Here is a 24,633-nt window from a genome sequence, read left to right on the forward strand (position 1 = left end):
CCGCACATGATGCCCGACCGTGGCGGCGGCAGGAAAGCCGCCGCCGTTTCAGCGCAGCAGGCGGCGCACCTTGAGCAGGGCGACGACGAAACTGTCGATCTCCTCGCGCGTGTTGTAGAACGCCAGCGACGCACGCAGCGTGGCGGGCACGCCGAAGAACTGCATCAACGGATGCGCGCAGTGGTGGCCGGAGCGCACGGCGACGCCTTCGAGGTCGAGCAGGGTCGCCAGATCGGTGGCCTGCGCACCTTCCAGCAGGAACGAGACCACCGGCTCCTTCTCGGCCGCCTCGCCGATGATGCGCAGGCCGGGAATCTCGCGCAGGCGTTCCGTGGCGTAATGCAGCAGTTGCTGCTCCCATGCCTCGATCGCCGCGAAGCCGACCGACTCGTAGTAGTCGATTGCCGCCGCCAGGCCGACGAAGCCGGCGATGTTCGGCGTACCGGCCTCGAACTTGTGCGGAGGCGCAGCGAAGGTGGTGCCGGAGAACTTCACCTCGCGGATCATCTCGCCGCCGCCGAAAAACGGCGGCATCGCCTCCAGGTGTTCGCGCTTCGCCCACAGCGCGCCGGTGCCGGTGGGGCCGAGCATCTTGTGCCCGGTCAGCGCGTAGAAATCGCAGCCCAGCGCCTGCACGTCCACCCGCCGGTGCGGCACCGCCTGCGAGCCGTCGACCAGCAGCGGGATGCCGCGCTTGCGGCATTCGCGCGCGATCTCGCGCACCGGGTTGACCGTGCCCAGCACATTGGAAACGTGGGTGACGCAGGCCAGCTTCACCTCCGGCGTCAGCATCTCGACGTACTTCTCCACGATCAGCTCGCCGCGCTCGTCGATCGGCGCGGCCTTCACCGTGGCGCCACGGCGCGCGGCAACCAGCTGCCACGGCACGATGTTGGCGTGGTGCTCCATCACCGTGGTGAGGATGCTGTCGCCCGCCTTCAGTTGCGGCAGCACATGGCTGTAGGCGACCAGGTTGGTGGCCTGGGTGGTGCCGGAGGTGAGGATGACCTCATCGCGCGAACCGGCATGGATGAACCGCGCGAGCTTGTCGCGCGCGCCTTCATACGCCGCCGTGGCCTCCTCGCCCAGCTGATGCACCGCGCGCGACACGTTGGCGTTGTGTTCGCGATAGTGGGTGTTCACCGCCTCGATCACCGACACCGGCTTCTGGCTGGTGTTGGCGCTGTCGAAGTACACCAGCGGCTTGCCGTGCACCGTGCGCGACAGCAACGGGAAGTCCGCGCGGATGCGCTGGACGTCGAAGACGGTCGGTGTGCTGGCTTGTGCGTTCATTCGGAGAATCCGGTTGGGACTCCCTCCCCTGCTCGCAGGGGAGGGTTGGGCTGGGGTTCGCTCTTGATCTTCAGGCCAGGAGCCTCGCCCCTCCCGGCCTGCCCCTGCGGGCAGGCGCAGGAGCTGGAGCGTCAAGCGGGAAGCTGTGCGACCAGCAAGGTGGATAGATGCTCGCGCAGGGCCACGTTCGGCAGGTCGTCCAGCACCGCGCGGCAGAATGCGGCAGTCAGCAGTGCGCGTGCCTCGGCGAGCGGAATGCCGCGCGAGCGCAGGTAGAACAGCGAACGCTCGTCGAGCTGGCCCACCGTGGCGCCATGCGCGGCCTGCACTTCGTCGGCATAGATTTCCAGCTCCGGCTTGGTGTCGATCTCGGCGCTCGGCGACAGCAGCAGGTTCTTGTTGGTGAGGTTGGCGTCGCTGCCGTCGGCACCGGGCGCCACCACGATCGCGCCGCGGAACACGCCGCGCGCGCGGTCGTTGGCGACGCCGCGCCAGTGCGAGGTGGAGGTGGTGTCCAGCGCCTGGTGGCGGATCGCCAGCTGGGTGTCGATGTGCTGGCGACCATGCGGCATGAACACGCCGCGGGTGTGCACCTGTGCGCCGTCGCCGATCAGCTCGGCACGCAGGTCGTGGCGTACCAACGCGCCACCCAGTTCCAGCACGTGCAGGGCAGCCTGCGCGCGCGCATGCAGGCGCAAGCTGCTGCGTCGAATCAGATTGGTGCCGGCCGCCGCATCCTGCAGCATGACGTGATGCAGCTGCGCACCGTCGCGCAGTTCGATGTCGCTGACCACGGTGGCCAACTGCGCGGCGTCGCCACGGCTTGCATGCTGTTCGACCAGGCTCAGCTCGGCGCCCTCGCCCAGCTCGATCACATTGCGCACATGCCAGGCCAGTTCGGCCTCGGCGCCGACGAACACCAGCTGCACCGGCTGGTCGATCCTGGCGTGGGCGGCTACGCGCAGTACCACGCCATCACCGGCACTGGCGGCATTGATCTGTGCGAAGGCGTCGCCGATGTCGCGGTAGTGGCGCGACAGCGCGAAGCGCAGCGGTTCGACGTCGCCCCGCAAGGCCTGCGACAGCGGTTGCAGCGAAAGTCCGGCGGGCAGCGAATCCACCGCCGACAGATCGGCGCGGAACGCCCCGTTGACGAAGACCAGGCGAACGCCCGAGACACCGGGCAATGCCAGAGTCGATGCCTCCACCGCGCGCGTCTGCGCCGCGGCGTCGCCCTGGGTAAAGCGGCGCTGGCCGAGCCCGCGCAGTGCGGTGTACTTCCATGCCTCCACCCGCGTGTCGGGCAGACCGCCGATGGCGAACGCCGCGCGGTTTTCCTGCCGCGCCGCATCCAGCCAGGCGATGCCGCTGGGCGGCAGCGGGGCATCCAGCAGCGAGGCGACCAACGGCAGCGATGCCGGCTGGTTCATGCCTGCGCTCCCGCCTGGTGCGGGACTGCCGGATGGCTGGCGCCGATCCCGGCGTAGCCATGCGCTTCCAGCTTCAACGCCAGCGACCTGTCACCGCTCTCGACGATGCGGCCACCGGCGAGCACGTGCACGAAGTCCGGCACCACGTAGTCGAGCAGGCGCTGGTAATGGGTGATCATCAGGAACGCGCGCTCGGGCGAACGCAGCGTGTTGACGCCCTGCGCCACCTGCTTCAGCGCGTCGATGTCGAGGCCGGAGTCGGTCTCGTCGAGGATCGCCAGCTGCGGCTCCAGCACCGCCATCTGGAAGATCTCGTTGCGCTTCTTCTCGCCGCCGGAAAAGCCCTCGTTGACGGCCCGGTGCAGCAGCTCGTCGGAGATCTGCATCACCTTGAGTTTCTCGCGCACCAGCTTGAGGAACTGCATCGAGTCGAGCTCCTTCTCGCCACGCACCTTGCGCTGTGCATTCAGCGCCGCGCGCAGGAAATAGGTGTTGTTGACGCCGGGGATCTCCACCGGGTACTGGAACGCCAGGAACACCCCGGCCGCCGCGCGCGCCTCCGGCGCCAGCGCCAGCAGATCGATGCCGTTGTAGGTCACGCTGCCGGCGGTCACCTCGTAGCCGTCACGGCCGGACAACACGTTGCCCAGCGTCGACTTGCCGGCGCCGTTCGGCCCCATGATCGCGTGCACCTCGCCCGCGTTCACTTCCAGGCTGAGCCCCTTGAGGATTTCCTTGCCCTCGACGCGGGCATGCAGGTTTTCGATTTTGAGCATGAGGATTCCTGATCTTGAGCCCCTCTCCCACCGGGAGAGGGGTTGGGGTGAGGGTTCGGGGCTTGCGGAAAAATCCGTGCGGGCCCGTACCCTCATCCGCCCTTCGGGCACCTTCTCCCGGAAGGAGAAGGAAAAAGCATCAACCCACCGCACCTTCGAGGCTCACCTCAAGCAGCTTCTTCGCCTCCACCGCGAACTCCATCGGCAGTTCGCGGAACACCTGCTTGCAGAAGCCGTCGACGATCATCGACACGGCATCCTCTTCCGGGATGCCGCGCGCGCGGCAGTAGAACATCTGGTCGTCGGAGATCTTGGACGTGGTCGCCTCGTGCTCGACGATCGCGGTGGGGTTCTTCACTTCCATGTACGGGAAGGTGTGCGCGCCGCACTGCTTGCCGATCAGCAGGCTGTCGCACTGGGTGTAGTTGCGCGCGCCCTCGGCGCCCTTCTCCATCTTCACCAGGCCGCGGTAGCTGTTGGAGCTGCGCCCGGCGCTGATGCCCTTGGAGACGATCTTCGACTTGGTGTGCTTGCCGAGGTGGATCATCTTGGTGCCGGTGTCGGCCTGCTGGAAATGGTGGGTCAGCGCCACCGAGTAGAACTCGCCCACCGAGCGGTCGCCGCGCAGCACCACGGACGGGTACTTCCAGGTGATCGCCGAGCCGGTCTCGACCTGGGTCCAGCAGATCTTCGAGTCGTCGCCGCGGCAGTCGCCGCGCTTGGTCACGAAGTTGTAGATGCCGCCCACGCCGTTCTCGTCGCCGGGATACCAGTTCTGCACGGTGGAGTACTTGATCTGCGCGCCTTCCAGCGCCACCAGCTCGACCACCGCCGCATGCAGCTGGTTCTCGTCGCGCTTCGGCGCGGTGCAGCCTTCGAGGTAGGAGACGTGGGCGCGCTCCTCGGCCACGATCAGGGTGCGCTCGAACTGGCCGGTGTTCTGCGCGTTGATGCGGAAGTACGTGCTCAGCTCCATCGGGCAGCGCACGCCTTTCGGGATGAACACGAAGCTGCCGTCGGAGAACACCGCCGAGTTCAGCGCGGCGAAGAAATTGTCGCCGGTGGGCACCACGCTGCCCAGGTATTTCTTCACGATCTCGGGGTATTCGCGGATCGCCTCGCTCATCGAGCAGAACAGCACGCCGGCGTCGGCCAGCTGCTTGCGGAAGGTGGTGCCGACCGAGACCGAGTCGAATACCGCATCCACCGCCACGCCGGCCAGCGCAGCGCGCTCGTGCAGCGGTACACCGAGCTTCTCGTAGGTTTCCAGCAGGGCCGGATCGACTTCGTCCAGCGACTTGGGCTGCTTCTTCGGCGCGGCGTAATAGCTGATCGCCTGGTAGTCGATCGGGTCGATGTTGAGCTTGGCCCAGTCCGGTTTCGGCATGGTCAACCAGTGGCGATAGGCCTGCAGCCGCCACTCGGTCATCCATTCCGGCTCGTGCTTGACGGCGGAGATGGCGCGGATGGTGCCCTCGTCCAGGCCCGGCGGCAGGCCGGTCATCTCGATCTCGGTGATGAAACCGGCCGAGTAGCTGCGACCGAGCGCCTCGGCGACGTCGGCGTTGTCGCGCAGTGCGGTGGCGCTGCTGCTGTCGTTGATCATGCTGTTCATTCGGTGATGGCCTCGCCGGTTTTCACGGTGACGGCGATTTTTCGTTTCGCGGGCGGCGGCTTGAGCATGTCGGCCAGGCTGACCGCGCGCAGGGTCTGGTCCAGCACGCTGTTGATGCGTTGCCAGCTGCCGCGCACGCCGCACTGCGCCTCGCGTTCGCACTGGCCTTCGCCCACGCCGCACTCGGTCATGCCGATCGGCCCTTCCAGCGCCTCGACGATTTCCGCCAGCGATATCTCGCTGGCCGGGCGGGCCAGCCGGTAGCCGCCGTTGACGCCGCGGAAGGACTCGACCAGTTCGGCGTGGCCCAGCGCCTTGAGCAGCTTGCTGACCGTGGGCAGCTCGAGCCGCGTCTCGTCGGCGATCTGCGCGGTGCTCAGCACGTCAGCCGGGTGCGCGGCGATGCAGGTCATCACCACGGTGGCGTAATCGGTGAGGCGGCTGACGCGAAGCATGGCAGGCGGAATCGGCCGGGCTTGAATCGGGACCAAAATGGTACTGATTAAGCCGGCCGCGGTCAACGTGACCGCCGCCACCGGCGCAGGGCGGCCATACCCACCCCTTTCACCTCGTCGTGTGCGCAGGCCTGCCTGTGTCTGCCGCGCCCACGCATGCACGGGGTCCGGGCTGAAGCGATCCAGCGAGGCCTTGTCGCCATGCCGTGGCGGCCTCGCTAAGCTGGCGGCCATGACTTCGCACGATCGCGCCGCTGCCCGCCTCGCCTGGGCCCGCAAAACCCTGAACGCCCCCACGCTGACGCTGGACAGCGCCTCGGCCGATGCCAGCTTTCGCAGTTACTGGCGCACCATGCAAGGCGGGCAAAGCTGGATCGTGATGGATTCGCCGCCCGATCGCGAAGACCCGCGCCCGTGGCTGGCCATTGGCGAGCGCCTGGCCGCCGCCGGCCTGCACGTGCCGCAAGTGCATGCACGCGACCTCGACCAGGGCTTCCTGCTGATCGAGGACCTGGGCTCGCGGCTGTACCTCGATGCATTGAACGACACCAGCGCCGACCACCTGTACGGCGATGCGATGGACGCCCTGCTGAAGATGCAGACGCGGGTGGCCGCCGACGACCTGCCGCCGTTCGGCCATCAGGCGCTGGTGAGCGGACTGGAGGTGATGCCCGAATGGTTCCTGCAGCGCCACCTCGGCCACACGCCGGCCTGCGGGGAATGGGACGTGCTGGAGGCGGCGTTTGACCTGATCGTCCACAACGCGCTGGAGCAACCGCGCTGTTTCGTGCACCGCGACTTCCACAGCCGCAACCTGCTGCTGACGGAGGCGAACAACCCGGGCATCGTCGATTTCCAGGGCGCGCTGCACGGGCCGGTCACCTATGACCTCGCCTCGCTGCTGCGCGATGCCTACATCGCCTGGCCGGGCGATCGCGTGGAGGCGTGGGTGGAGTCGTACCGGCAGCGACTGCTGCGCGCAGGCGTGATCGACGCGGCAGTGGACGCCGCGCGTTTCCTGCGCTGGTTCGATCTCACCGGCCTGCATCGCCACGTGCGCGTGCTGGGCCAGTTCTATCGGCTGTGGTATCGCGACGGCAAGAGCGGCTATCTCAAGGACGTGCCGCAGGTGTACCGCTACGTGATCGAGGTGGCGCGCCGCTATCCCGAGCTGGCCGATTTCGCCGACCTGCTGGAGCGCCACGCGCAGGGCCGCGACCTGACCCGGGCGGCGGCATGAGGCACGCACTGATCTTCGCCGCCGGCCGCGGCGAGCGCATGCGCCCGCTGACCGACCGCACGCCCAAGCCACTGCTTTGCGTGGGCGGCAAACCGCTGATCGTCTGGCACCTCGAACGTCTCGCCGCCGCCGGCGTGCACTACGTGGTGATCAATACCTCGCACCTGGCCGAGCAGTTTCCGGCGGTGCTGGGCGACGGTTCCCGCTGGGGCCTGCGCATCCGCTACGCCTACGAAGGCCCCGTGCCGCTGGAAACCGGCGGTGGCATGCTGAACGCGCTGCCGTTGCTGGGCACCGGGCCGTTCCTCGCCATCAGCGGGGATGTCTGGTGCGATGCCGATTTCGGCACGCTGCCCGCCGAGCCGGCGGGGCTGGCGCACCTGCTGCTGGTCGACAACCCGCCGCACCACCCCGAAGGCGATTTCGCGCTGGACGGGCAAGGTCTGGTGCAGGCGAGCGGCGAACCGCGGCTCACCTTCAGCGGCATTGGCGTGTTCCGCCGGGAGCTGCTGGACGGCTGGCGGGAACTTGCCGGCACGGCCGCCGACGAAGCTGCAGCGCCCACCTTCAAGCTGCGCCAGTTGCTGCTGGGCGCGATGGCTCGGCAAGCCGTCAGCGGCACCCATCACCACGGCGTGTGGACGGACGTGGGCACGCCCGAGCGCCTCGCACAGCTCGACGCCGAACGCGGCGACGCAGCGATGTCGCACGGCGATCAGCGCGACGAGGGTTTCGCCGAGAACTGAGTCGCGCCCGTTCCCGGCGTCGCCGCGCTCTCGGGGTGGACGATCACCGGCGGCACCGGCAGACGCGCCAGCGCGGGCGTCGTGGCGACAATCGAAGCGGCCAGTGGTGCCGGTTTTGGAGTCGGCATCGGCGAAGGCTGCGTCGCACCGCCATCGGCCACTTCCATCGAACGCGCCGCCTTGGCGGCCTGGTCGGTCATCACGATGATGCTGATGCGGCGATTGACCGGATCGGCGGGGTTCTGCTTGTCGAACGGCACGGATGCGGCCAGGCCCACCACGCGCGAGATCTTGTCCGCCTCGAGTCCGCCGGCGATCAGCGCACGACGGGCGGCGTTGCCGCGATCGGCCGACAACTCCCAGTTGCTGTAGTCGTGCCCGCTGTTGTACGGCGCATCGTCGGTGTGGCCGGAGATGCTGATCTGGTTCGGCACGTCGTCGATCGAGCGGCCCAGTTCGCGCAGGATCTGCACCGTGTACGGCTTGAGCCGCGCGCTGCCGGTGTCGAACATCGGCCGGTTGAGCTTGTCGACGATCTGGATGCGCAGGCCTTCGGAGGTGATGTCCAGCAGCAGCTGATCCTTGAATGGCGCCAGCGCCTGGCTGCTCTGGATCGAGGCATTCAGCCGCTTCATCAGCTCCTCCAGACGCGACTTGTCGGCCTGGCGCGCCAGTTTGATCGCGTCCTCGACGTTGTGCTTGACCTGCGGCGCACCGCGCTTTTCCGCGCCCGGGCCGCGCGGCAGGTCCATCGTCCCGCCAAGCTTGATCATGCTGTCGCTGGCGCCGCCGGGGCCGGCCTGGCCAGGCGGCGCGATCGTGGCGGCGCCCGGAGTCATGCTCGGGTTCTTGAAGTACTCGGAGATCGCGGCCTTCTGCTCGCGGGTGCCCACGCCGATCAGCCACATCACCAGGAAGAACGCCATCATCGCGGTGACGAAATCCGCATAGGCCACCTTCCACGCACCGCCGTGATGGCCGTGCTTCCGGCGCTGCACGCGCCGGATGATGATCGGCTGGTCGAACTCCTCGCTCACGCCCCGGCTCCGACGCGCGCGCCCTTGAGATGCCCCTCCAGCTCCATGAAGCTGGGCCGCACCTGCGCGACCAGCGATTTGCGCGCGAACTCCACCGACACCATCGGGTTGTAGCCGCGCAGGTTGGCCATCAGCGCGACTTTCACGCATTCAAACGCCTTGCCGTCCTCCTGCGCGCGGTTCTCCATCGCCGAGGCCAGCGGCCCGGCGAAGCCATAGCACAGCAGGATGCCGAGAAAGGTGCCGACCAGCGCGCCGGCGATGTGCTCGCCGATGCGCGAGGTATCTCCGCTCAGCTGCGACATCGTGGTGACGATGCCGAGCACCGCCGCCACGATGCCGAAACCGGGCAGCGCGTCGGCGGATTTCATCAGGGCCATCGCCGGCGCCTCGGCTTCCTGGTGGTGGACTTCCAGCTCCATCTCCAGGAGCTGTTCCAGCTCGTGCGGGTTCATGCTGCCGCCCACGATCAGGCGCAGGCAGTCGGTGATGAACTCGATCAGGTGGTGCTCGGCGAGCAGGCGCGGATAGGCCGAGAACACGCTGCTGGTGGCCGGCTCCTCGATGTGCGATTCGAGGCTGAGCAGGCCGTTCTTGCGCATCAGGCTGAAGATGTCGTAGAGCAGCGAAAGCAGGTCGAGATAATCCTGTGTCCGGTACTTCGGGCCTTTCAGCAGCCCCATGATGTCGCGGAAGGTGGCCTTGACGATCTTGGTCGGATTGGCGGTCAGGTAGGCCCCCGCAGCGCCGCCGCCGATGATCAGCAGTTCGTAGGGCTGCCACAACGCCAGCAGCTGCCCGTGGGACAGCAGGTAGCCGCCCACGACGCTGACGAGCACAACCAGGGTTCCGACCAGGACAAGCATGCAGGTTCCAGCGCGCGGTTCGACAACGAGTTATCGGCCCGCCGCGGGAAAGATGTAGCCCGGATTTGCCGCAAGGCCGCCGGCGTCGCGAACGGCGGGTATCCCGAAAAAGGAAAGGCCCGGGCATGGCCGGGCCTCTCGTCTGGTTCGTGCCGCGCGGTCGGTCAGGGGCGGCGCGCCAGCTCCGGGTTGTCGCGGGTGACCGGCATCAGGTCCTTCTTCGACACGCCCAGCCACAGCAGGATCGGGCTGGCCACGAAGATCGAGGACAGCGTGCCGACCACGATGCCGATCAGCATGGTGATGGCGAAGCCGTGCACGGCCGGGCCGCCCAGCAGCCACATCGCGCCCATGGTGATGCCGGTGAACAGCGAGGTGATGATGGTTCGCGACAGGGTGTTGTTGATCGAGCGGTTGAGGATCTCCTCCGGCTCGGCCTTGCGCGCGAGGCGGAACAACTCGCGGATGCGGTCGAACACCACGACCTTGTCGTTGATCGAGTAGCCGATCACCGCCAGCACCGAGGCCAGCACGGTCATGTCGAATTCGCGCTGCACCAGCGCGATGACGCCCAGCGTGACCAGCGTGTCGTGGATTTCGGTCGCCACCGCGGCGATCGCGAAGCGGCGCTCGAAGCGGATCCACAGGTAGGCCATGATGCCCAGGATCACCAGCAAGGCCGCCCAGGTACCGTCCGATTTCAGCTCCGCGCCGACCTGCGCGCTGACGAAGTCGCGGCTCTTCAGCTTGGCGTCCGGTCGCGCCGCATGGAGCTTCGCCATCACGTCGGCGGAAACACGGTCGAGGTTGACCGTGCCGTTGGCCAGGATCGCCTCCGGATCATCCTTGGCCTGGAACCGGATCGACACCTCGCGGGTGCCGCCCAGGCTCTGCACCACGGCGTCCTCGAAGCCGCCCTTGGCCAGCGCGCCGCGCACGTCGGCGATCTCCACCGGCTGGTCGTAGTTGACCAGCATCGACACGCCGCCGGTGAAATCCAGCCCGTAGTTGAGCCCGCGGGTGGCGATCAGCACGATCGAGCCGATCATCAGCAGGATCGCCAGGCCGACCGTGTACTTGCGCATCCCCAGGAAGTGGATGTTGCTGTCGTGATTGAAGATTTCCATGGCAATTCTCTGTGTGGACGTTCCGTTCCGGTCAAGCGGCCCTCATGGCCGCACGATCAATTCAGGGAATCCCTTTCCGGCGAAAGCGGCCGTCCGGGGCCGCACTGTTCGACGCGACGCCTAGACCGACAGGGTCTTGAGCTTGCGGTGGCCGTGGATCGCCGCAGTGAACGCATGGGTCAGCGTCACCGAGGTGAACAGCGAGGTCAGGATGCCGATCATCAGCGTGACGCCGAAGCCCTTGATCGCGCCGGTGCCCATCGTGGTCAGCGCCAGCGCCGCGATCAGGTGGGTGACGTTGGCGTCCAGAATGGTCGACCAGGCCTTCTCGTAGCCGGCGTAGATCGCCGCGTGCGGCGTGGAGCCGTTGCGCAGCTCCTCGCGCACGCGTTCGCAGATCAGCACGTTGGCGTCGATCGCCATGCCCAGGGTGAGCACGATGCCGGCGATGCCGGGCATGGTCAGGGTCACCCCGATCAGCGACATCACCGCCACCAGGATCACCAGGTTGAAGAACAGCGCGATGTCCGCGACCAGGCCGAACAGCTTGTAGTAGACCGCGGCGGCCAGCAGCACCAGGGCCAGGCCCAGCATCACCGACTTGAAGCCCTTGTCGATGTTGTCCGCACCCATGCTGGAACCGATCACGCCTTCCTCGATGATGTCCACCGGAGCAGCGAACGCGCCACCCTTGAGCAGCAGCGCCAGGTCGGATGCTTCCTTCGGGCTGCCCAGGCCGGTGGTCTGGAATTGCCGGCCGAACGGGCTGGCGATGTTGGCGTCGTTGATCACCGACTCGGTGACCTTCGGAACGCGCACTTCCTTGCCGTCGATCATCTTGGTCTCGGTCACGCGCTCGACGTAGACCACCGCCATCGGCTTGCCGACGTTCGCGTTGGTGAAATCGCTCATCTTGCGCGCGCCGGCGGCATTGAGCGTGACGTCGACCTTGGGCGTGCCGCTCTGCTGGTCGATGCCCGAGGAGGCGTCGACCAGCTCCTTGCCGGTCACGATCACCTTCTTGCTGACCAGCACCGGCAGGCCGGTGCCGCGCATGTGGTAGAGGTTGGCGTCCGGCGGGATGTTGCCGGTCTTCTCCGCCTCGCGCGCCTGCGGATCGCCGGGGTGGCCGATGCCGGGGCGGTATTCCAGGGTGGCCACGGTGCCGATCAGCTTCTTCGCCTCGGCCGGGTCCTGCACGCCGGCGAGGTCGACCACGATGTGGTTCTCGCCCTGCTGCTGGATCAGCGGCTCGGACACGCCCAGCGCGTTGATGCGGTTGCGCAGCGTCTGCAGGTTCTGGGTGATCGCGCCGCGGCCGATGTCGCGCAGCTTGTCGGGCTTGATCACCGCATTGAGCACGAAACGGTCGCCGGTGCTGGGACCGTTGGACACCAGCAAGTCGGTGTACTCGTTGGCGATCGCGTCTGCGGCCTTGGCGCGGTCGTCCTCCGAGCGCAACACCACGGCGACGCCCTTGCCGCGCACGGAATTGCGCGCCACCGATTCATAGCGGATCTTCTTGTCGCGCAGCAGGCTGCGGATGTCGTCGGCGTAGCTGCTCTCCTGCTTGTCGATGACGTCGTTCTGGTCGACCTGCATCAGGAAGTGCACGCCGCCCTGCAGGTCCAGGCCCAGCGGCATGGAACGGGCACCGATCATGCCCAGCCACTCCGGCACGGTGGACTGCAGCTTGAACGCCACCGTGTACTTGTCGCCGAGCAGCGCCTTGATCGCGTCCGAGCCGCTCTTCTGCACGTCGGTGTCGGCGAAGGTGGCAAGCAGGCTGTCGCCTTCCACCACGACCTCGCCGAAGGCGATGCGCTTCTGGGTCAGCGTGTCGATGACCTTCTGGCGTACGGCCTGGTCGATTGCCGGCGCACCGCGATTGGCGCTCACCTGAACGGCGGGCACGGGAACAAAGGCGTTCGGCAGCGCGTAGATCACGCCGAACACCATCACCAGCGCGACCAGCGCGTATTTCCAGCGGGGAAAATCAGTCATGATCCGGTCCTTTGCGATCATCCATGATCGCGAACGTCAACAAGCGGCCATCCATGGCCGCACTATTGGAGAAAGTCCCGCGTCCGGACATCCCGCGACTCATGCAGACTTCAGCGAGCCCTTGGGCAGCACCTGCTGCACGGCACCCTTCTGCAGCTTCACCTTCACGTTCGGCGCGATCTCGACCGTGACGAAGGTGTCGCCCACTTCTTCCACGCGCCCGGCCAGGCCGCCGTTGGTGACCACTTCGTCGCCCTTGGCCAGCGCGGCGATCAGGGCGCGGTGCTCCTTCTGCCGCTTCATCTGCGGCCGGATCATCATGAAATACATCAGGCCGAACAGCACCACCATCATGATGATCATGGACATGCCGCCGCCCTGCTGCGGCGTGGCTTGGGCAATCACGGGGGAAAGCGGAAAACTCATCTTCGCGTCTCGCAAGTTGTGGCGCCAGCAGCGATTTCCGCCGAACGCCCGATAAAAGATTCTCGATTATGCCTTGCAGGAGGGGTCAGCGTCACCCTTGGAGGGGGTCAGGGTCACCTTTCGCTTGCCAAAGGTGACCCTGACCCCGGTTCCGGCCCCGGCTCCGCGCCGCGCCGGGCATGAAATTCGGCGACGAAGGCGTCCAGGCGGCGCGCGGCGATCGCCTCGCGCAAGCCTGCCATCAGCCGCTGGTAGTAGCGCAGGTTGTGCATGGTGGCGAGCTGGCTGCCGAGGATCTCGTTGCAGCGGTCGAGGTGGCGCAGGTAGGCGCGGCTGAACCCGTGGCCGCAGGCGTAGCAGTCGCAGCCTTCCTCGATCACCGCGGTGTCGCTGGCGTACTTCGCATTGCGGATGCGCAGCGTGCCCGCGGCGGTGAACAGGAAGCCGTTGCGCGCGTTGCGGGTAGGCATTACGCAGTCGAACATGTCGATGCCGCGGCGCACTGCTTCCACGATGTCCTCCGGCCGGCCCACGCCCATCAGGTAGCGCGGCTTGTCCGCCGGCAGCAGGGGTACGGTGAAGTCCAGCGCGTGGTTGCGCTCGGCCTCCGGTTCGCCCACCGCCAGGCCGCCGATCGCGTAGCCGTCGAAGCCGAGCTTCACCAGGCCTTCCGCGGAGCGTCGGCGCAGGGTTTCGTAGACGCTGCCCTGCACGATGCCGAACAGCGAGTTCGGATTCTGCAAATCGTCGAACGCGCGGCGCGAGCGCTCGGCCCAGCGCAGGCTGAGCTCCATCGAATCGGCCGCCACCTTTTCCGTCGCCGGGTACGGCGTGCACTCGTCGAAGATCATCGCGATGTCCGAATCCAGCGTCGTCTGGATCCGCATCGACACTTCCGGCGACAGGAACACCTTCGAGCCGTCCACCGGCGAGGCGAAGGTCACGCCTTCCTCGGTGATCTTGCGCTTGTGCGCCAGCGAGAACACCTGGAAGCCGCCCGAATCGGTGAGGATGGGCTTGTCCCAGCCGATGAAGCGGTGCAGCCCGCCGAACTTCTCCACGATCTCCAGCCCGGGTCGCAGGAACAGGTGGAACGTGTTGCCCAGGATGATCTCCGCACCGGTATCGGCGACATCGCGCGGCGTCATCGCCTTGACCGAGCCATAGGTGCCCACCGGCATGAACGCCGGCGTCTCCACCGTGCCACGGGCAAACGTGAGGCGGCCGCGGCGGGCGGCGCCGTCGGTGGCGTGGAGGTCGAACTGGAGGGAGGTCATCCGGCCATTATCGCGGGTTTGCCCCGTTCCGCCCATCGCCACACCGTGTGTGCAGGAGCCCGCCAGCGGGCTCCTGCAACCATGCAACGTATCGCTCAGGCGCCGTGCGGCAGGATCAGCATGGCGTCGCCGTAGGAGAAGAAGCGGTAGCGCTGCTCGACCGCGTGGCGATACGCGTCCAGCATGAACTCGCGCCCGGCCAGCGCCGACACCAGCATCAGCAGGGTCGACTGCGGCAGGTGGAAGTTGGTGAGCAGGCCGTCGATGCTGCTGAAGCGGTAGCCGGGGAAGATGAAGATCTGCGTCTCGCCGGCGAACGGATGCACCTGGCCATCCTTGCTGGCGCTTTCCAGCGCGCGCACCACCGTGGTGCCGACCGCGATCACCCGCCCTCCGCTGGCGCGCGTGCGTCGGATTTGCTCGACCAGGTGCGCGCCGACATTGAGCCACTCGGTGTGCATGTGGTGATCTTCGAGATTGACCGCGCGCACGGGCTGGAAGGTGCCGGCGCCCACATGCAGGGTGATGTAGCCGAACTCGACGCCGCGCTCGCGCAGCTGGTCCAGGATCGCCTCGTCGAAATGCAGGCCGGCGGTGGGCGCAGCGACCGCGCCGGGCTCGCGCGCGAACACGGTCTGGTAGCGCTCCATGTCGCTGGCGTCGGCGTGCCGCTCGATGTACGGCGGCAACGGCATCTCGCCCAGCTTCAGCAGCAGCTTCTCCAGCGGCTCCGGCGCCTCGAAGCGCAGCCGGAAGAAACCTTCGTCGCGGCCCAACACCACGGCATGGCTGCCGTCGGCCAGTTCGATCCGTGCGCCCTCCTTCGGCTTCTTGCTGACGCCGAGCTGCACCGTGGCCTCGTGCGCGCCGGTAACCCGCTCGATCAGGATCTCCACCGCACCGCCGGTGTCCTTGCGCCCGTACAGCCGCGCCGGCAGCACGCGGGTGTCGTTGAACACCAGCAGGTCGCCCGGACGCAGGAAGTCGGGCAGCTCGCGAAACATGCGGTCCTGCCGCGACTGCGCGGCCACGTCGAGCAGCAACAGGCGACTGGCCGAACGCTCGGGCAACGGGGCCTGCGCGATCAGCTCATGCGGCAGGTCAAAATCGAAATCGGACTTCTTCAAGGCTGCGGCCGGCATCGGAAAACGGGACATTATCCCGCAGCCGGCGCGCCGGGGCACGCGCGAAAAGACGCCGCCCCTCGCGGAGCGGCGCCGGCTTCATCCCTTCACGCACAGCACCTGGCGCAGCGTGTGCACCACGTCGACCAGGTCGGACTGCGCCGCCATAACCGCGTCGATCGACTTGTACGCCGCCGGCGATTCGTCGATCACCGCCGCGTCCTTGCGGCATTCGACATGGGCGGTGGCCTCCCGATGCTGCGCCAGCGTGATCCGCTGGCGCGCCGCGGTACGGCTCATCACCCGGCCCGCGCCGTGGCTGCAGCTGTGGAAACTTTCCGGATTGCCCTTGCCACGCACGATGTAGCTGCACGTACCCATGCTGCCCGGGATGATGCCCAGCTCGCCGACCCGCGCGCTCACCGCACCCTTGCGGGTCACCAGCAAGTCCTCGCCACCGTGCGTTTCCTTCTGCACGTAGTTGTGGTGGCAGTTCACCGCCAGCTTTTCCAACTGGAACTTCGGCAGCCGGTGGCGCATCTCGGCCAACACCCGCGCCATCATCGCCTCGCGGTTGGCCTGGGCGTAGTCCTGCGCCCAGGACACCGCTTCCACGTAGTCATCGAACAATGCTTCGCCTTCCATGAAGAAGGCCAGGTCTCTGTCCAGCAGGTCGAAACCCAGCACGCGCTGCGCCAGCTCCTCGCGCGCCCGCTCGATGAAGTAGCTGCCAATCAGGTTGCCGGTGCCGCGCGAACCCGAGTGCAACATCACCCACACGGCGTCCGATTCGTCGAGGCAGACCTCGATGAAGTGGTTACCACCGCCCAGCGTGCCGATCTGCCGGTCCAGCTTGTCGGTGCGGATCTTGCGATGCTTCGCCTTGATTGCTTCCAGCCGCGCGACCAGCCCGGATTGCGCCAGTTGCGTCTCAATGCTGTCCGGCAGCTTGTGATGGTCGCCACCACGGCCGTTGCCGACCGGCACGCCGCGCTCGATGCTGGAACGCAGCGGGGCCAGGTTGTCCGGCAGGTCGCTGGCGCGCAGCGTGGTGCGTACCGCGGCCATGCCGCAGCCGATGTCCACGCCGACCGCAGCCGGGATGACCGCGCCCCGCGTGGGCACGACTGAACCGACCGTCGCGCCCTTGCCCAGGTGCACGTCGGGCATCACCGCGACCCACGGGCCGACAAACGGCAGCATGGCGATGTTGCGCAGCTGCTGCCTCGCGGCATCTTCCAGCGGCACGCCATGCACCCAGCCCTTGATCGGCGTGGCGCTGCCTTCGGCATGCAGAAACTCGTACTGTTGGTTGCTCATCTCTTCTTTCCTTGAATGGATCGCGGCGAGCGCTTCCGTGCGATCGCCGCGAGGTTACTGCTTGAGGCTCACCAACTGGTTCAGCACGCCGTCCAGGCCGCCGAACACGGTGAGCTTGTCGATCTTCTCGGTGACCTTCTCCAGAGCCTCCAGCTCCTTCAGACGCATCAGCACCGGGCTCTCCTCGATCAGCCGCGCGGTGTTGAGCAGCGAACGGGTGGCGTTCGACTCCTCGCGCCGGCGGATCACGTTGGCCTGGGCCGCCTTCTCCGCCTGCACCACGCTGTTCAGGATGTCCTTCATCTCGCCCGGCAGGATCACGTCCTTGACGCCCACGCCCAGCACTTCCACGCCCAGCTCAACGACACGGCCGCGCACGTAGGCAAAGATGTCCGCGTCCAGCGAAGCCTTGTCGCCCAGCAGCTCGTCCAGCGTCTTGCCGGACACCGCCTTGCGCAAGCCGTATTGCAGCTCGCGATAGACGTAGTCGCCGTACTTGACCACCTTGGTGCGCGCGGCGACCGGATCGGTCACGCGCAGGCTGGCGGCCAGGTTCACCCGCAGGCTCACCTTGTCGCGGGTCAGCAGTTCCTGGCCCGACACCTCCAGCGATTGCACGCGCAGCTCGATCACCTCGGCCGCCACGTTCTTCTGGAAATTCCAGAACGCCCAGGCCCCCGGTGCCAGCGTACGCACCAGCTTGCCGTCGATGAACAGCAGGCCTGCCGACTCCGTCGGCACGTCCACCGTCACCGCGACCTTGCCGAGCACGCCCAGCTGGCGCAGTCGGCTGGCCACGCGCGCATCGACTTCCAGCGTTTCCGCCAGCGACACCGCCTGCACCTCGACCGGCACCAGGCCCTTCCAGTAGAGCTTGCGCGTACCCGGTGCCAGCACGTCCTCCAGCTTGCCGTTCTTGAGCACCAGGCCAACCTGCTGCGTGCCGATGTCGGCCACGTCGAAGCATTCGGCCAGCGCACCATCCATCAGCGCCATCAGCACGTCAGTGTCGGCGCCGGTGTACTCGGGCTTGGCCAGGTTGTGCACGCTGGCCGCGATACGCTTGCACGGGTCGACAAAGTGGTACACGCCCGGCGGCAGTACGCGCTGGAAACGACGGTTGCGATACAGCAAGCCGCGCTCGCCGTCGCCGATCACGATTTGCTTGATCCAGAACATGTTGATACTCCTTCCGTCAATCCTTGTTTCGATCCGTCGGATAAGCCGACTGCGTCGCCGGATCGGTACGACGCATTAACATTGCAGATAATCGGGCCGCAAAAGCCCCTCCCTCGCGGGATAATCGACGTCATGCGCCGATTAAAGCGAATAAGGCGGAAACGCCTCCTGACGATAATGGGGCGAAGCCGACGTGCCTTGGCGGGGAACCGGATATTCCGGCGAATGCCTGCAAGACAATCGCTTCGATATCCGCTTGCCCGCTGTCGGGACGTGGGCCCGGCCCCGCCACCGCCGCCTTGCCTGATCCGCAAACCCTCCGTGGCTTGCAGGCCAGGCGCCGCGCGAGGCGTTTCCTGGTCGGAACTTTCGTTCCTGGTCATGACGTGACAGGTCATGGTTTGGAGCGGGAGTCGAACCCGCGACACTCGGTTTACAAGACCGATGCTCTACCCCTCTGAGCTATCCAGTGGCCGACGTGCCGGAATCGAACCGGCGTTTGCAGGAACGAACCTGCCGCTCTACCGCTGAGCCAACGTCGTCGTTGTGGAACACCGCCCGGCAGACCCCGGCATACGCCGCCGGCAAAGCCGCGCGCACCGGATGGGGCTTGAGCCCATGCCGCTGGAGCCGGTCGGTTCGATGTTCCCGATTGCCGGCTGTCACCAACCGGCAATAGGTGCGGGCATGGTTGCCCGATACGTGGTGATCCGTTTCTCGCACAGCCCGCGCCGAAGCACCGGGACGCAGCGCGCAAGCGCCTTCGCAGCTGCGCCCCTGCCTCGGCCATGGCTGACCGGATGCCTCAGGGCGAAACGGATTCCGCAAACCTTGTTCGATGCATGCGCATCCCCTGCGAACGGCAAAAACAAGACGCCCCCGGGGTTGGCGACCCGAGGGCGTTCGCGTTGCCTCGGGAGATCGGGGTGACCGATCTCCGCAAAGGGATCAGTCGATTATCGGCAGACGATTGCCAAGTCGAGCCATTCGCCGCGCATGAACAGGCCTGCATCGCGGCAATACTGCGACGTGCATGGTGTGCTCATCTGGGTTATGCGGAACGACATGGAAACTCTTTTATCTGATGGTCGCCAAAAGGCGAGGGCTGCGGACGTTACACCTATTAACAACCACGCGCAAGCATTTTTTATCGAATATCGGAAAAACTTACAACCAGCCTTTTTGCCGCGCCAGCCGATACGCCTCGATGCGGTTGCCGACGCCGAGTTTGCCGATCGCTTCGGACAGATAATTGCGCACGGTGCCGTGCGAGAGGTTGAGTTTTGCGGCGATGTCGCCGGCGGATTGGCCCTCGCCGGCGAGGCGCAGCACCTGGCGTTCGCGATCGTTCAGCGGGTCGGCTTCGGACCAGGCTTCCAGCGCCAGCTGCGGGTCGATCGCACGACCACCGCGGTGTACGGTGCGCAACGCCTCGGCGAGGTTCTCGGCGGGAGCGTCCTTCAGCAGGTAGCCCGACACGCCGGCATCCAGCGCGCGACGCAGGAAACCCGGGCGGGCGAAGGTGGTGACGATGATGACCTTCACCGGCAGCTCGTCGTGACGCTGGATGCGCTGGGCCAGCTCCAGCCCGGTGAGGCCGGGCATCTCGATATCGGTGACCAGCACATCGGGCTTCAGGCGCTGCATCTCCCGCCACGCCGCCTCGCCGTCGGGTGCGGAGCCGAGCACCTCCATGTCCGGCTCCAGGCTCAGCAGCGCCGACAGTGCGCCGCGCACCATCGCCTGGTCCTCGGCCAGCAGCACGCGGATCATGCGGCGCCTCGTGGCGATTGCTTCAGCGGCATTGGAAAAGCTCCATCGTGATGGCTTCGATCGTCAGGCGGCCGAATGCCCACCCTGCGCCGCGGGCGCCACGCCGCCGGCAGCGGTCGCTGGCATGGCGACCAGTCGCAGCACCGGCAGCGGCGCGCTGACCAGCATGGTCGTGCCGCCGCGCAACGGCGAGCTGATCTCCAGCGTGCCGCCCAGCGAGCGCACGCGCTCGCGCATGCCGCGCAGGCCGTTGCCGGCGCCGTCGATGCCGCCGCGGCCGTTGTCACGGATACTCATGCGCACGCTGGCAGGCTCGCGCACGAAATCGACGTTCGCGCAACTTGCCGCCGCGTGGCGCGCGATATTGGTCGCCGCCTCGCGCAGGATCAGCGAGAGGCTGCGTTCGGTGTCTTGCGGCAAGTCGGTCGGCGGTGCCGCGTATTCCATGCACACCCCGGAGGATTCCAGCAGCAGCCGCGCCGAGGCCAGCTCGGCCGCCAGGTCGGTGGCGTGGATGCCGCTGACCGCACTGCGCACTTCGGCAAGCGCGTGACGCGCCACCTTCTCCGCCTCTTCCACTTCGCGCCTGGCCGCCGCATGGTCCCGGTCGAACAGCTTGCGTGACAACTCCAGCTTCAGCGTGATCAGCGACAGGGTATGGCCCAGCAGATCGTGCAGGTCGCGGCCGATGCGCTCGCGCTCGGCAGTGGCCGCCAGCCGACGCACTTCTTCGTGCGAGAGCCGCAGCTGCGCGTCCTTCTCCTCGCTGCCATGCTCGGCCTTGATGATGATGCCGATGATGAACGAGGTCAGCGGGATGGAGAACACGGCCTGCCATGGGTAACCGAGCAGCGAGGTCTCGGCCAGCAACACCACATTGAGCCCGGCCAGCCAGCCGAGATAGGCGCGGAAACGACCCACGCTGGTGCAGAGCATCACGCAGCCATAGATGAAATAGGTCAGCCCGCTGGGATACCAGGGCAGCAACGACATGCTCAGCAGCACCAACGCGAGGGCGCCGGCGCGGACCTGCGCACGCGGCCCCGCGATGCACCGGTAATACAGCAGCAGGAACAGCGGATAGCTAACCAGAGTGGTGACGACCCAGCGCGTGCTCCAGCCGTCGTTGTTCCACACCGGCACGACGAAGATCCACGCCGACCACAACAGGTGCACAGCATCCACCCACGGCGATTTGCCGCGATGCATGCTGCGCGCCGCCGCGGAGTCCGGCGCCGGGGTCAGAAACTGGACGATGCGCTGGTGCATGACGCCAGGCTCCCGCAGATTGGTCATGAGGGTGATCCTACTTCAACCGTTCCGGTGCAAACGCCGCGCCGCCAGCCACAGGAAAACCGCAGCGAAACCGGCCAGCGCCAGCACGTGGCCCAGCACAGGGCCATGGTTCAGACCCACCGCCGCCTGGGTCAGCTGGTTGAGGTGATAGCTGGGCCAGACGGGCGCGATCTGTTGCAGCATCCGCGGCAACATCGACAGCGGCAGCCACAGGCCGGACAGGAACGCCATCGGCAGATAGACCAGGTTGAGCAGCCCCGGCGCGCCCTGCCCCTTGAGCAAGGTGCCGACGAACATGCCCAGCGCGCAGAACGGCAGTACGCCGAAAGCACCGGTGGCGACCAGCGCCAGCATCTGGCCCCACGACAGACTGACGTGCGCCAGGAAGATGCCGATCAGCAGCAGCAGCGCGATCACCACGGTGGCCGCGATCATGGCCATCACCATCTTGCCCAGCAGGTAGGCGCCAGGCGGCATCGGCAAGGCACGCTTGAGCGTGAGCAGGCCGCCATCGCGCTCGATCGCCAGCGAGACGCCGAAGCCGAACAGGCCCGGTCCGATGATGCCGAACGCACCATAGCTGGCCAGCAGGTAGCGCGACGCCTCGCCGTGGTTCAGCAACACGCCGAACATCACGTAGAACACCGTCGAGAACAGCGTCATCGGCAGAATGAAACCCGGCGCGCGCAGGTAGCGCAGGCATTCGCTGCGCATCTCGGCCAGGTAGGCGCCCAGCACGCGCCGGCGCGACATCGGCATCGCGGCGGCAAGCGGAATCGACATGGCTTGATCCATCTCAGGCAACCTCGCGGCGTGTTTCGGGCAAGCCCTGTTCGGCCTCGCGGGTGAGTTCGGTGAATGCCTCGGCCAGGCCGGCGCGCTGCACTTCCAGCTCGCTCAGTTGCGGGTCGGCGTCGAGCAGGCGGCGTACCACCGCTTCGGCCGCGTCGGTGGTCACGTGCAGGCGGTCCTGGCGCCGTTCCGCCGCGGTGACCGCAGGCCAGCCGCCGACCACGCCGGCATCCACCGTGCTGACGCAGCGGATGCGCCGGGTCGCGATCCGTGCGCGCAGCGCCTCGACCGTCCCTTCGTGGATCACCCGCCCGCGCGCCATCACGCAGACCCGGTCGGCCAGCACCTCGGCTTCCTCCAGGTAATGCGTGGTCAGCAGCACCGCGCAGCCCTCGGCCCGCAATTGGCTGATCGCCGCCCACAGCCTCTGCCGCGCCTCGATGTCCATGCCCACAGTCGGCTCGTCCAGGAACAGCAGCTCGGGCCGGCCGCACAGCGCCAGCGCGAACTGCACGCGCCGCTGCTGGCCGCCGGACAGCTTCGCGTAGGGGCGAGCCAGCAGGTCGTCGACACCGGCCATGCGGGCGCTCTCCGCCATGCTGCGGGGGGCCGGGTAATAGCTCGCAATCAGACGCAACAGTTCGCCCACCCGCAGCGTGCCGGGCAGTTCGGCGTGCTGCAGCATCACGCCGATGCGCCGGCGTGCGCGGACATCCCCGGGATCGCGCCCGAACAGCTCGACCGTGCCGGCATCGGCGCGCAGCAAGCCCAGCAGCAGGCTGATCGCGGTGGTCTTGCCGGCGCCGTTGGGGCCCAGCAGGGCCAGCAACTCGCCGCGGCGCAGTTGCAAACCGGCATTGTCCAGCGCGACCAGGCGGCCGTAGCGCTTCTCCACGCCCGCCAGCCGGGCCACCACCTGCTCGGAAACAGTCATCGACATGATCCTCCTCGATGCCCGCAGCTTGGGCATTTCGCGGCCGATTGCCCATGCGCCGGCGTCAGTCATCGGGGGTGACAGCCGTCATGCCGGGGGTACCGGAGACCTGCCCGGGCGCGTTATGCTGGGCCAATGATCTTGCGCGACCGGCACGTCCGGGCGCCCCGACGCGGGCTCGCCACGCTGGAATTTGCGCTACGCAAGGATTTCCGGCCCACGACGCCCACGCGCGGATCGAGCGGCCTGCTTCGCGCTGGGTGCGAGGCGCCGACGTCTACGAGGAGAATGTCATGGGTGTGATCAACCAGCTGCGCGAACTGCGCGAATTCGGCGGCAAGCCCCGCACCACCGGCCTGGACGACGCCAGCATCGAGCGCATGGCGGCGAACGATCCGCTGCTGGGCCAGGCAGTCGCCGAGGCCGTCGCGCGCCACCGCGAGCTGCGCGACGAGCTGGGGGATTTCCTCAAGCTCGACGAAGCCGAGCAACTGGCCAAGGCACAGGCGGGTTTCGTCAATTTCTACCCGGACGACGCGATCAACCCGTACCTGCCGGCCGCCGCGCGCGGGCCGTGGATCGTCACGCTGAAGGGCGCCGTGGTGCACGACAACGGCGGCTACGGCATGCTGGGTTTCGGCCACAACGATGCGGCCATCCTGGCGGCGCTGTCGCGCCCGCAGGTGATGGCCAACGTGATGTCGCCCAGCGTGGCGCAGATGCGTTTCACCGCCGCACTGAACAAGGAGCTCGGCCGCAACCGCGGCAAGAATCCGTACGAACATTACCTGTGCCTCAACTCCGGCTCCGAGTCGGTGTCGCTGGCCTGCCGCATCGCGGACGTCAACGCCAAGGCGATGACCGATGCCGGCGCGCGCCATGCGGGCCGCACGATCAAGCGGCTGGCGGTGAAGGGCGCCTTCCACGGCCGCACCGAGGCGCCGGCGCTGTATTCGGACTCCTCGCGCAAGACCTACCAGCAGAACCTGGCCAGCTATCGCCACGAGGAGAGCGTGATCACGGTGGCGCCGTATGACGTGGCGCAACTGAAGGCCGTGTTCGCCGATGCCGACAAGCACGGCTGGTTCATCGAGGCCATGTTCCTGGAACCGGTGATGGGCGAAGGCGACCCGGGCCGGGCGGTGACGCCGGAGTTCTACAGTGCCGCCCGCGAGCTGACCGAAGCGCACGGCACCCTGCTGCTGGTCGATTCCATCCAGGCCGGGCTGCGCGCACACGGCGTGTTGTCGATCACCGACTACCCCGGTTTCGAGAAACTGCCGGCGCCGGACATGGAAACCTTCTCCAAGGCGCTCAACGCCGGCCAGTACCCGCTGTCGGTGCTGGCGGTGGGCAACCGCGCCGCCGGGTTGTACCGCAAGGGCATCTACGGCAACACCATGACTGCCAACCCGCGCGCACTCGACGTGGCGCTGGCCACGCTCGGCGAATTGACCGATGAGGTGCGGCAGAACATCCGCGAGCGCGGCAAGGAGTTCGTCGACAAGCTTGGCGCGCTCAAGCACGAGCTGGGAGGCCTGATCACCAAGGTGCAGGGCACCGGGCTGTTGTTCTCCTGCGAACTGGCCCCGGAGTACAAATGCTTCGGCGCCGATTCGACCGAGGAATTCATGCGCGAGCACGGCATCGGCGTGATCCATGGCGGCGTCAACTCGCTGCGCTTCACCCCGCATTTCAAGGTCACCAGCGCCGAGGTCGACCTGATCGTCGCCCACGTGCGCAAGGCCTTGCTGGAAGGCCCGCGCAAGGCCAAGGCCGAAGCGGCCTGAGCCGCGCGGCCACCCACACCGGCTGCGGCGAAACACGACGTTTCGCCGCAGCTGAATACTTCATGCACGTAAGAACTTGCCGACTGCCCTGACGGTGTCCCCCTGCCTAGACTGATCCGGCCGGCAGCTGCCG

Annotated in this window: 21 protein-coding genes and 2 tRNA genes; 3 read left to right on the forward strand and 20 right to left on the reverse strand. The window is 67.1% G+C overall.

The window, feature by feature from the left end; all coding sequences use genetic code 11:
- Nucleotides 1-48: 48 nt before the first annotated feature.
- The 5 genes from ACFCQI_RS01905 to ACFCQI_RS01925 form a co-directional block, all read right to left on the reverse strand.
- Entirely contained in the window at nucleotides 49-1,293 is a 1,245-nt protein-coding gene (locus ACFCQI_RS01905; RefSeq protein WP_395119694.1) for an aminotransferase class V-fold PLP-dependent enzyme, read from the reverse strand.
- 131 nt (nucleotides 1,294-1,424) lie between these two features.
- Nucleotides 1,425-2,723, reverse strand: coding sequence for a Fe-S cluster assembly protein SufD (gene sufD / locus ACFCQI_RS01910; RefSeq protein ID WP_395119695.1), 1,299 nt, complete (start codon nucleotides 2,721-2,723; stop codon nucleotides 1,425-1,427).
- Complete coding sequence (gene sufC / locus ACFCQI_RS01915; protein WP_395119696.1) at nucleotides 2,720-3,499, reverse strand: Fe-S cluster assembly ATPase SufC; 780 nt, start codon at nucleotides 3,497-3,499, stop codon at nucleotides 2,720-2,722. Before sufC ends, sufD begins: the two co-directional genes overlap by 4 nt.
- Before the next feature lie 139 nt (nucleotides 3,500-3,638).
- Nucleotides 3,639-5,105 (reverse strand): Fe-S cluster assembly protein SufB, encoded by a 1,467-nt coding sequence (sufB, locus tag ACFCQI_RS01920; protein ID WP_395119697.1) that lies wholly within the window; start codon nucleotides 5,103-5,105, stop codon nucleotides 3,639-3,641.
- 5 nt (nucleotides 5,106-5,110) lie between these two features.
- A complete protein-coding gene (locus tag ACFCQI_RS01925) occupies nucleotides 5,111-5,569 on the reverse strand; it encodes an SUF system Fe-S cluster assembly regulator (protein ID WP_395119698.1) in 459 nt (152 codons plus the stop codon).
- A gap of 232 nt (nucleotides 5,570-5,801) precedes the next feature.
- Here ACFCQI_RS01925 and ACFCQI_RS01930 point away from each other — a divergent pair, with 232 nt between their 5' ends.
- Both ACFCQI_RS01930 and murU read left to right on the forward strand, forming a co-directional pair.
- The gene (locus ACFCQI_RS01930) at nucleotides 5,802-6,809 is read left to right on the forward strand and encodes an aminoglycoside phosphotransferase family protein (protein WP_395119699.1); all 1,008 of its coding nucleotides are present in this window, start codon (nucleotides 5,802-5,804) and stop codon (nucleotides 6,807-6,809) included.
- Nucleotides 6,806-7,555, forward strand: a complete 750-nt coding sequence (murU, locus tag ACFCQI_RS01935; protein WP_395119700.1) for an N-acetylmuramate alpha-1-phosphate uridylyltransferase MurU — start codon at nucleotides 6,806-6,808, stop codon at nucleotides 7,553-7,555. The genes ACFCQI_RS01930 and murU overlap by 4 nt, the downstream gene beginning before the upstream one ends.
- Here murU and motB read toward each other — a convergent pair.
- The 15 genes from motB to ACFCQI_RS02010 all read right to left on the reverse strand — a co-directional run bounded on the left by motB (nucleotide 7,525) and on the right by ACFCQI_RS02010 (nucleotide 22,710).
- Nucleotides 7,525-8,592, reverse strand: coding sequence for a flagellar motor protein MotB (gene motB / locus ACFCQI_RS01940; protein ID WP_395119701.1), 1,068 nt, complete (start codon nucleotides 8,590-8,592; stop codon nucleotides 7,525-7,527). The two genes, murU and motB, sit on opposite strands and share 31 nt — an antisense overlap.
- Nucleotides 8,589-9,458, reverse strand: coding sequence for a flagellar motor stator protein MotA (gene motA, locus ACFCQI_RS01945; protein ID WP_395119702.1), 870 nt, complete (start codon nucleotides 9,456-9,458; stop codon nucleotides 8,589-8,591). Before motA ends, motB begins: the two co-directional genes overlap by 4 nt.
- A 164-nt stretch (nucleotides 9,459-9,622) precedes the next feature.
- The gene (gene secF / locus ACFCQI_RS01950) at nucleotides 9,623-10,585 is read right to left on the reverse strand and encodes a protein translocase subunit SecF (protein ID WP_395119703.1); all 963 of its coding nucleotides are present in this window, start codon (nucleotides 10,583-10,585) and stop codon (nucleotides 9,623-9,625) included.
- Between the two features lie 120 nt (nucleotides 10,586-10,705).
- Entirely contained in the window at nucleotides 10,706-12,589 is a 1,884-nt protein-coding gene (secD, locus tag ACFCQI_RS01955) for a protein translocase subunit SecD (RefSeq protein WP_395119704.1), read from the reverse strand.
- 99 nt (nucleotides 12,590-12,688) lie between these two features.
- Complete coding sequence (gene yajC, locus ACFCQI_RS01960) at nucleotides 12,689-13,015, reverse strand: preprotein translocase subunit YajC (protein WP_395119705.1); 327 nt, start codon at nucleotides 13,013-13,015, stop codon at nucleotides 12,689-12,691.
- Between the two features lie 113 nt (nucleotides 13,016-13,128).
- A complete protein-coding gene (gene tgt / locus ACFCQI_RS01965; RefSeq protein ID WP_395119706.1) occupies nucleotides 13,129-14,292 on the reverse strand; it encodes a tRNA guanosine(34) transglycosylase Tgt in 1,164 nt (387 codons plus the stop codon).
- Nucleotides 14,293-14,387: 95 nt separating this feature from the next.
- Nucleotides 14,388-15,419 (reverse strand): tRNA preQ1(34) S-adenosylmethionine ribosyltransferase-isomerase QueA, encoded by a 1,032-nt coding sequence (gene queA, locus ACFCQI_RS01970; RefSeq protein ID WP_395121219.1) that lies wholly within the window; start codon nucleotides 15,417-15,419, stop codon nucleotides 14,388-14,390.
- Nucleotides 15,420-15,515: 96 nt separating this feature from the next.
- Nucleotides 15,516-16,736, reverse strand: coding sequence for an RtcB family protein (locus tag ACFCQI_RS01975; RefSeq protein WP_395119707.1), 1,221 nt, complete (start codon nucleotides 16,734-16,736; stop codon nucleotides 15,516-15,518).
- A 54-nt stretch (nucleotides 16,737-16,790) separates the two neighbouring features.
- Nucleotides 16,791-17,915 (reverse strand): slipin family protein, encoded by a 1,125-nt coding sequence (locus ACFCQI_RS01980; protein ID WP_395119708.1) that lies wholly within the window; start codon nucleotides 17,913-17,915, stop codon nucleotides 16,791-16,793.
- Between the two features lie 397 nt (nucleotides 17,916-18,312).
- Nucleotides 18,313-18,385: transfer RNA gene (locus tag ACFCQI_RS01985), tRNA-Thr, on the reverse strand.
- A tRNA-OTHER gene (locus ACFCQI_RS01990) sits at nucleotides 18,386-18,456 on the reverse strand.
- Between the two features lie 626 nt (nucleotides 18,457-19,082).
- On the reverse strand, nucleotides 19,083-19,688 hold the full coding sequence (locus ACFCQI_RS01995; RefSeq protein ID WP_395119709.1) for a response regulator transcription factor: 606 nt from the start codon (nucleotides 19,686-19,688) through the stop codon (nucleotides 19,083-19,085).
- A gap of 63 nt (nucleotides 19,689-19,751) precedes the next feature.
- The gene (locus tag ACFCQI_RS02000; RefSeq protein WP_395119710.1) at nucleotides 19,752-20,984 is read right to left on the reverse strand and encodes a sensor histidine kinase; all 1,233 of its coding nucleotides are present in this window, start codon (nucleotides 20,982-20,984) and stop codon (nucleotides 19,752-19,754) included.
- A 15-nt stretch (nucleotides 20,985-20,999) separates the two neighbouring features.
- Entirely contained in the window at nucleotides 21,000-21,779 is a 780-nt protein-coding gene (locus tag ACFCQI_RS02005; RefSeq protein ID WP_395119711.1) for an ABC transporter permease, read from the reverse strand.
- A gap of 1 nt (nucleotide 21,780) precedes the next feature.
- Nucleotides 21,781-22,710 carry an ABC transporter ATP-binding protein gene (locus ACFCQI_RS02010; protein WP_395119712.1) on the reverse strand — a complete coding sequence of 310 codons (930 nt, stop codon included), beginning with the start codon at nucleotides 22,708-22,710 and terminating at the stop codon, nucleotides 21,781-21,783.
- A gap of 293 nt (nucleotides 22,711-23,003) precedes the next feature.
- On the opposite strand from ACFCQI_RS02010, the gene ACFCQI_RS02015 reads away from it, so the two are divergent.
- Complete coding sequence (locus ACFCQI_RS02015) at nucleotides 23,004-24,500, forward strand: aminotransferase class III-fold pyridoxal phosphate-dependent enzyme (protein WP_395119713.1); 1,497 nt, start codon at nucleotides 23,004-23,006, stop codon at nucleotides 24,498-24,500.
- Nucleotides 24,501-24,633 lie beyond the last annotated feature (133 nt).

The sequence above is a fragment of the Rhodanobacter sp. FW102-FHT14D06 genome (assembly GCF_043950705.1).
Lineage (GTDB): Bacteria > Pseudomonadota > Gammaproteobacteria > Xanthomonadales > Rhodanobacteraceae > Rhodanobacter.

Bases quoted from the DNA above. Each gene is read 5' to 3' on its own strand.
- ACFCQI_RS01905 (WP_395119694.1), bottom strand. From the start codon at position 1,293: ATGAACGCACAAGCCAGCACACCGACCGTCTTCGACGTCCAGCGCATC.
- sufD (WP_395119695.1), bottom strand. From the start codon at position 2,723: ATGAACCAGCCGGCATCGCTGCCGTTGGTCGCCTCGCTGCTGGATGCC.
- sufC (WP_395119696.1), bottom strand. From the start codon at position 3,499: ATGCTCAAAATCGAAAACCTGCATGCCCGCGTCGAGGGCAAGGAAATC.
- sufB (WP_395119697.1), bottom strand. From the start codon at position 5,105: ATGATCAACGACAGCAGCAGCGCCACCGCACTGCGCGACAACGCCGAC.
- ACFCQI_RS01925 (WP_395119698.1), bottom strand. From the start codon at position 5,569: ATGCTTCGCGTCAGCCGCCTCACCGATTACGCCACCGTGGTGATGACC.
- ACFCQI_RS01930 (WP_395119699.1), top strand. From the start codon at position 5,802: ATGACTTCGCACGATCGCGCCGCTGCCCGCCTCGCCTGGGCCCGCAAA.
- murU (WP_395119700.1), top strand. From the start codon at position 6,806: ATGAGGCACGCACTGATCTTCGCCGCCGGCCGCGGCGAGCGCATGCGC.
- motA (WP_395119702.1), bottom strand. From the start codon at position 9,458: ATGCTTGTCCTGGTCGGAACCCTGGTTGTGCTCGTCAGCGTCGTGGGC.
- secF (WP_395119703.1), bottom strand. From the start codon at position 10,585: ATGGAAATCTTCAATCACGACAGCAACATCCACTTCCTGGGGATGCGC.
- secD (WP_395119704.1), bottom strand. From the start codon at position 12,589: ATGACTGATTTTCCCCGCTGGAAATACGCGCTGGTCGCGCTGGTGATG.
- yajC (WP_395119705.1), bottom strand. From the start codon at position 13,015: ATGAGTTTTCCGCTTTCCCCCGTGATTGCCCAAGCCACGCCGCAGCAG.
- tgt (WP_395119706.1), bottom strand. From the start codon at position 14,292: ATGACCTCCCTCCAGTTCGACCTCCACGCCACCGACGGCGCCGCCCGC.
- ACFCQI_RS01975 (WP_395119707.1), bottom strand. From the start codon at position 16,736: ATGAGCAACCAACAGTACGAGTTTCTGCATGCCGAAGGCAGCGCCACG.
- ACFCQI_RS01980 (WP_395119708.1), bottom strand. From the start codon at position 17,915: ATGTTCTGGATCAAGCAAATCGTGATCGGCGACGGCGAGCGCGGCTTG.
- ACFCQI_RS01995 (WP_395119709.1), bottom strand. From the start codon at position 19,688: ATGATCCGCGTGCTGCTGGCCGAGGACCAGGCGATGGTGCGCGGCGCA.
- ACFCQI_RS02000 (WP_395119710.1), bottom strand. From the start codon at position 20,984: ATGACCAATCTGCGGGAGCCTGGCGTCATGCACCAGCGCATCGTCCAG.
- ACFCQI_RS02005 (WP_395119711.1), bottom strand. From the start codon at position 21,779: ATGGATCAAGCCATGTCGATTCCGCTTGCCGCCGCGATGCCGATGTCG.
- ACFCQI_RS02010 (WP_395119712.1), bottom strand. From the start codon at position 22,710: ATGACTGTTTCCGAGCAGGTGGTGGCCCGGCTGGCGGGCGTGGAGAAG.
- ACFCQI_RS02015 (WP_395119713.1), top strand. From the start codon at position 23,004: ATGGGTGTGATCAACCAGCTGCGCGAACTGCGCGAATTCGGCGGCAAG.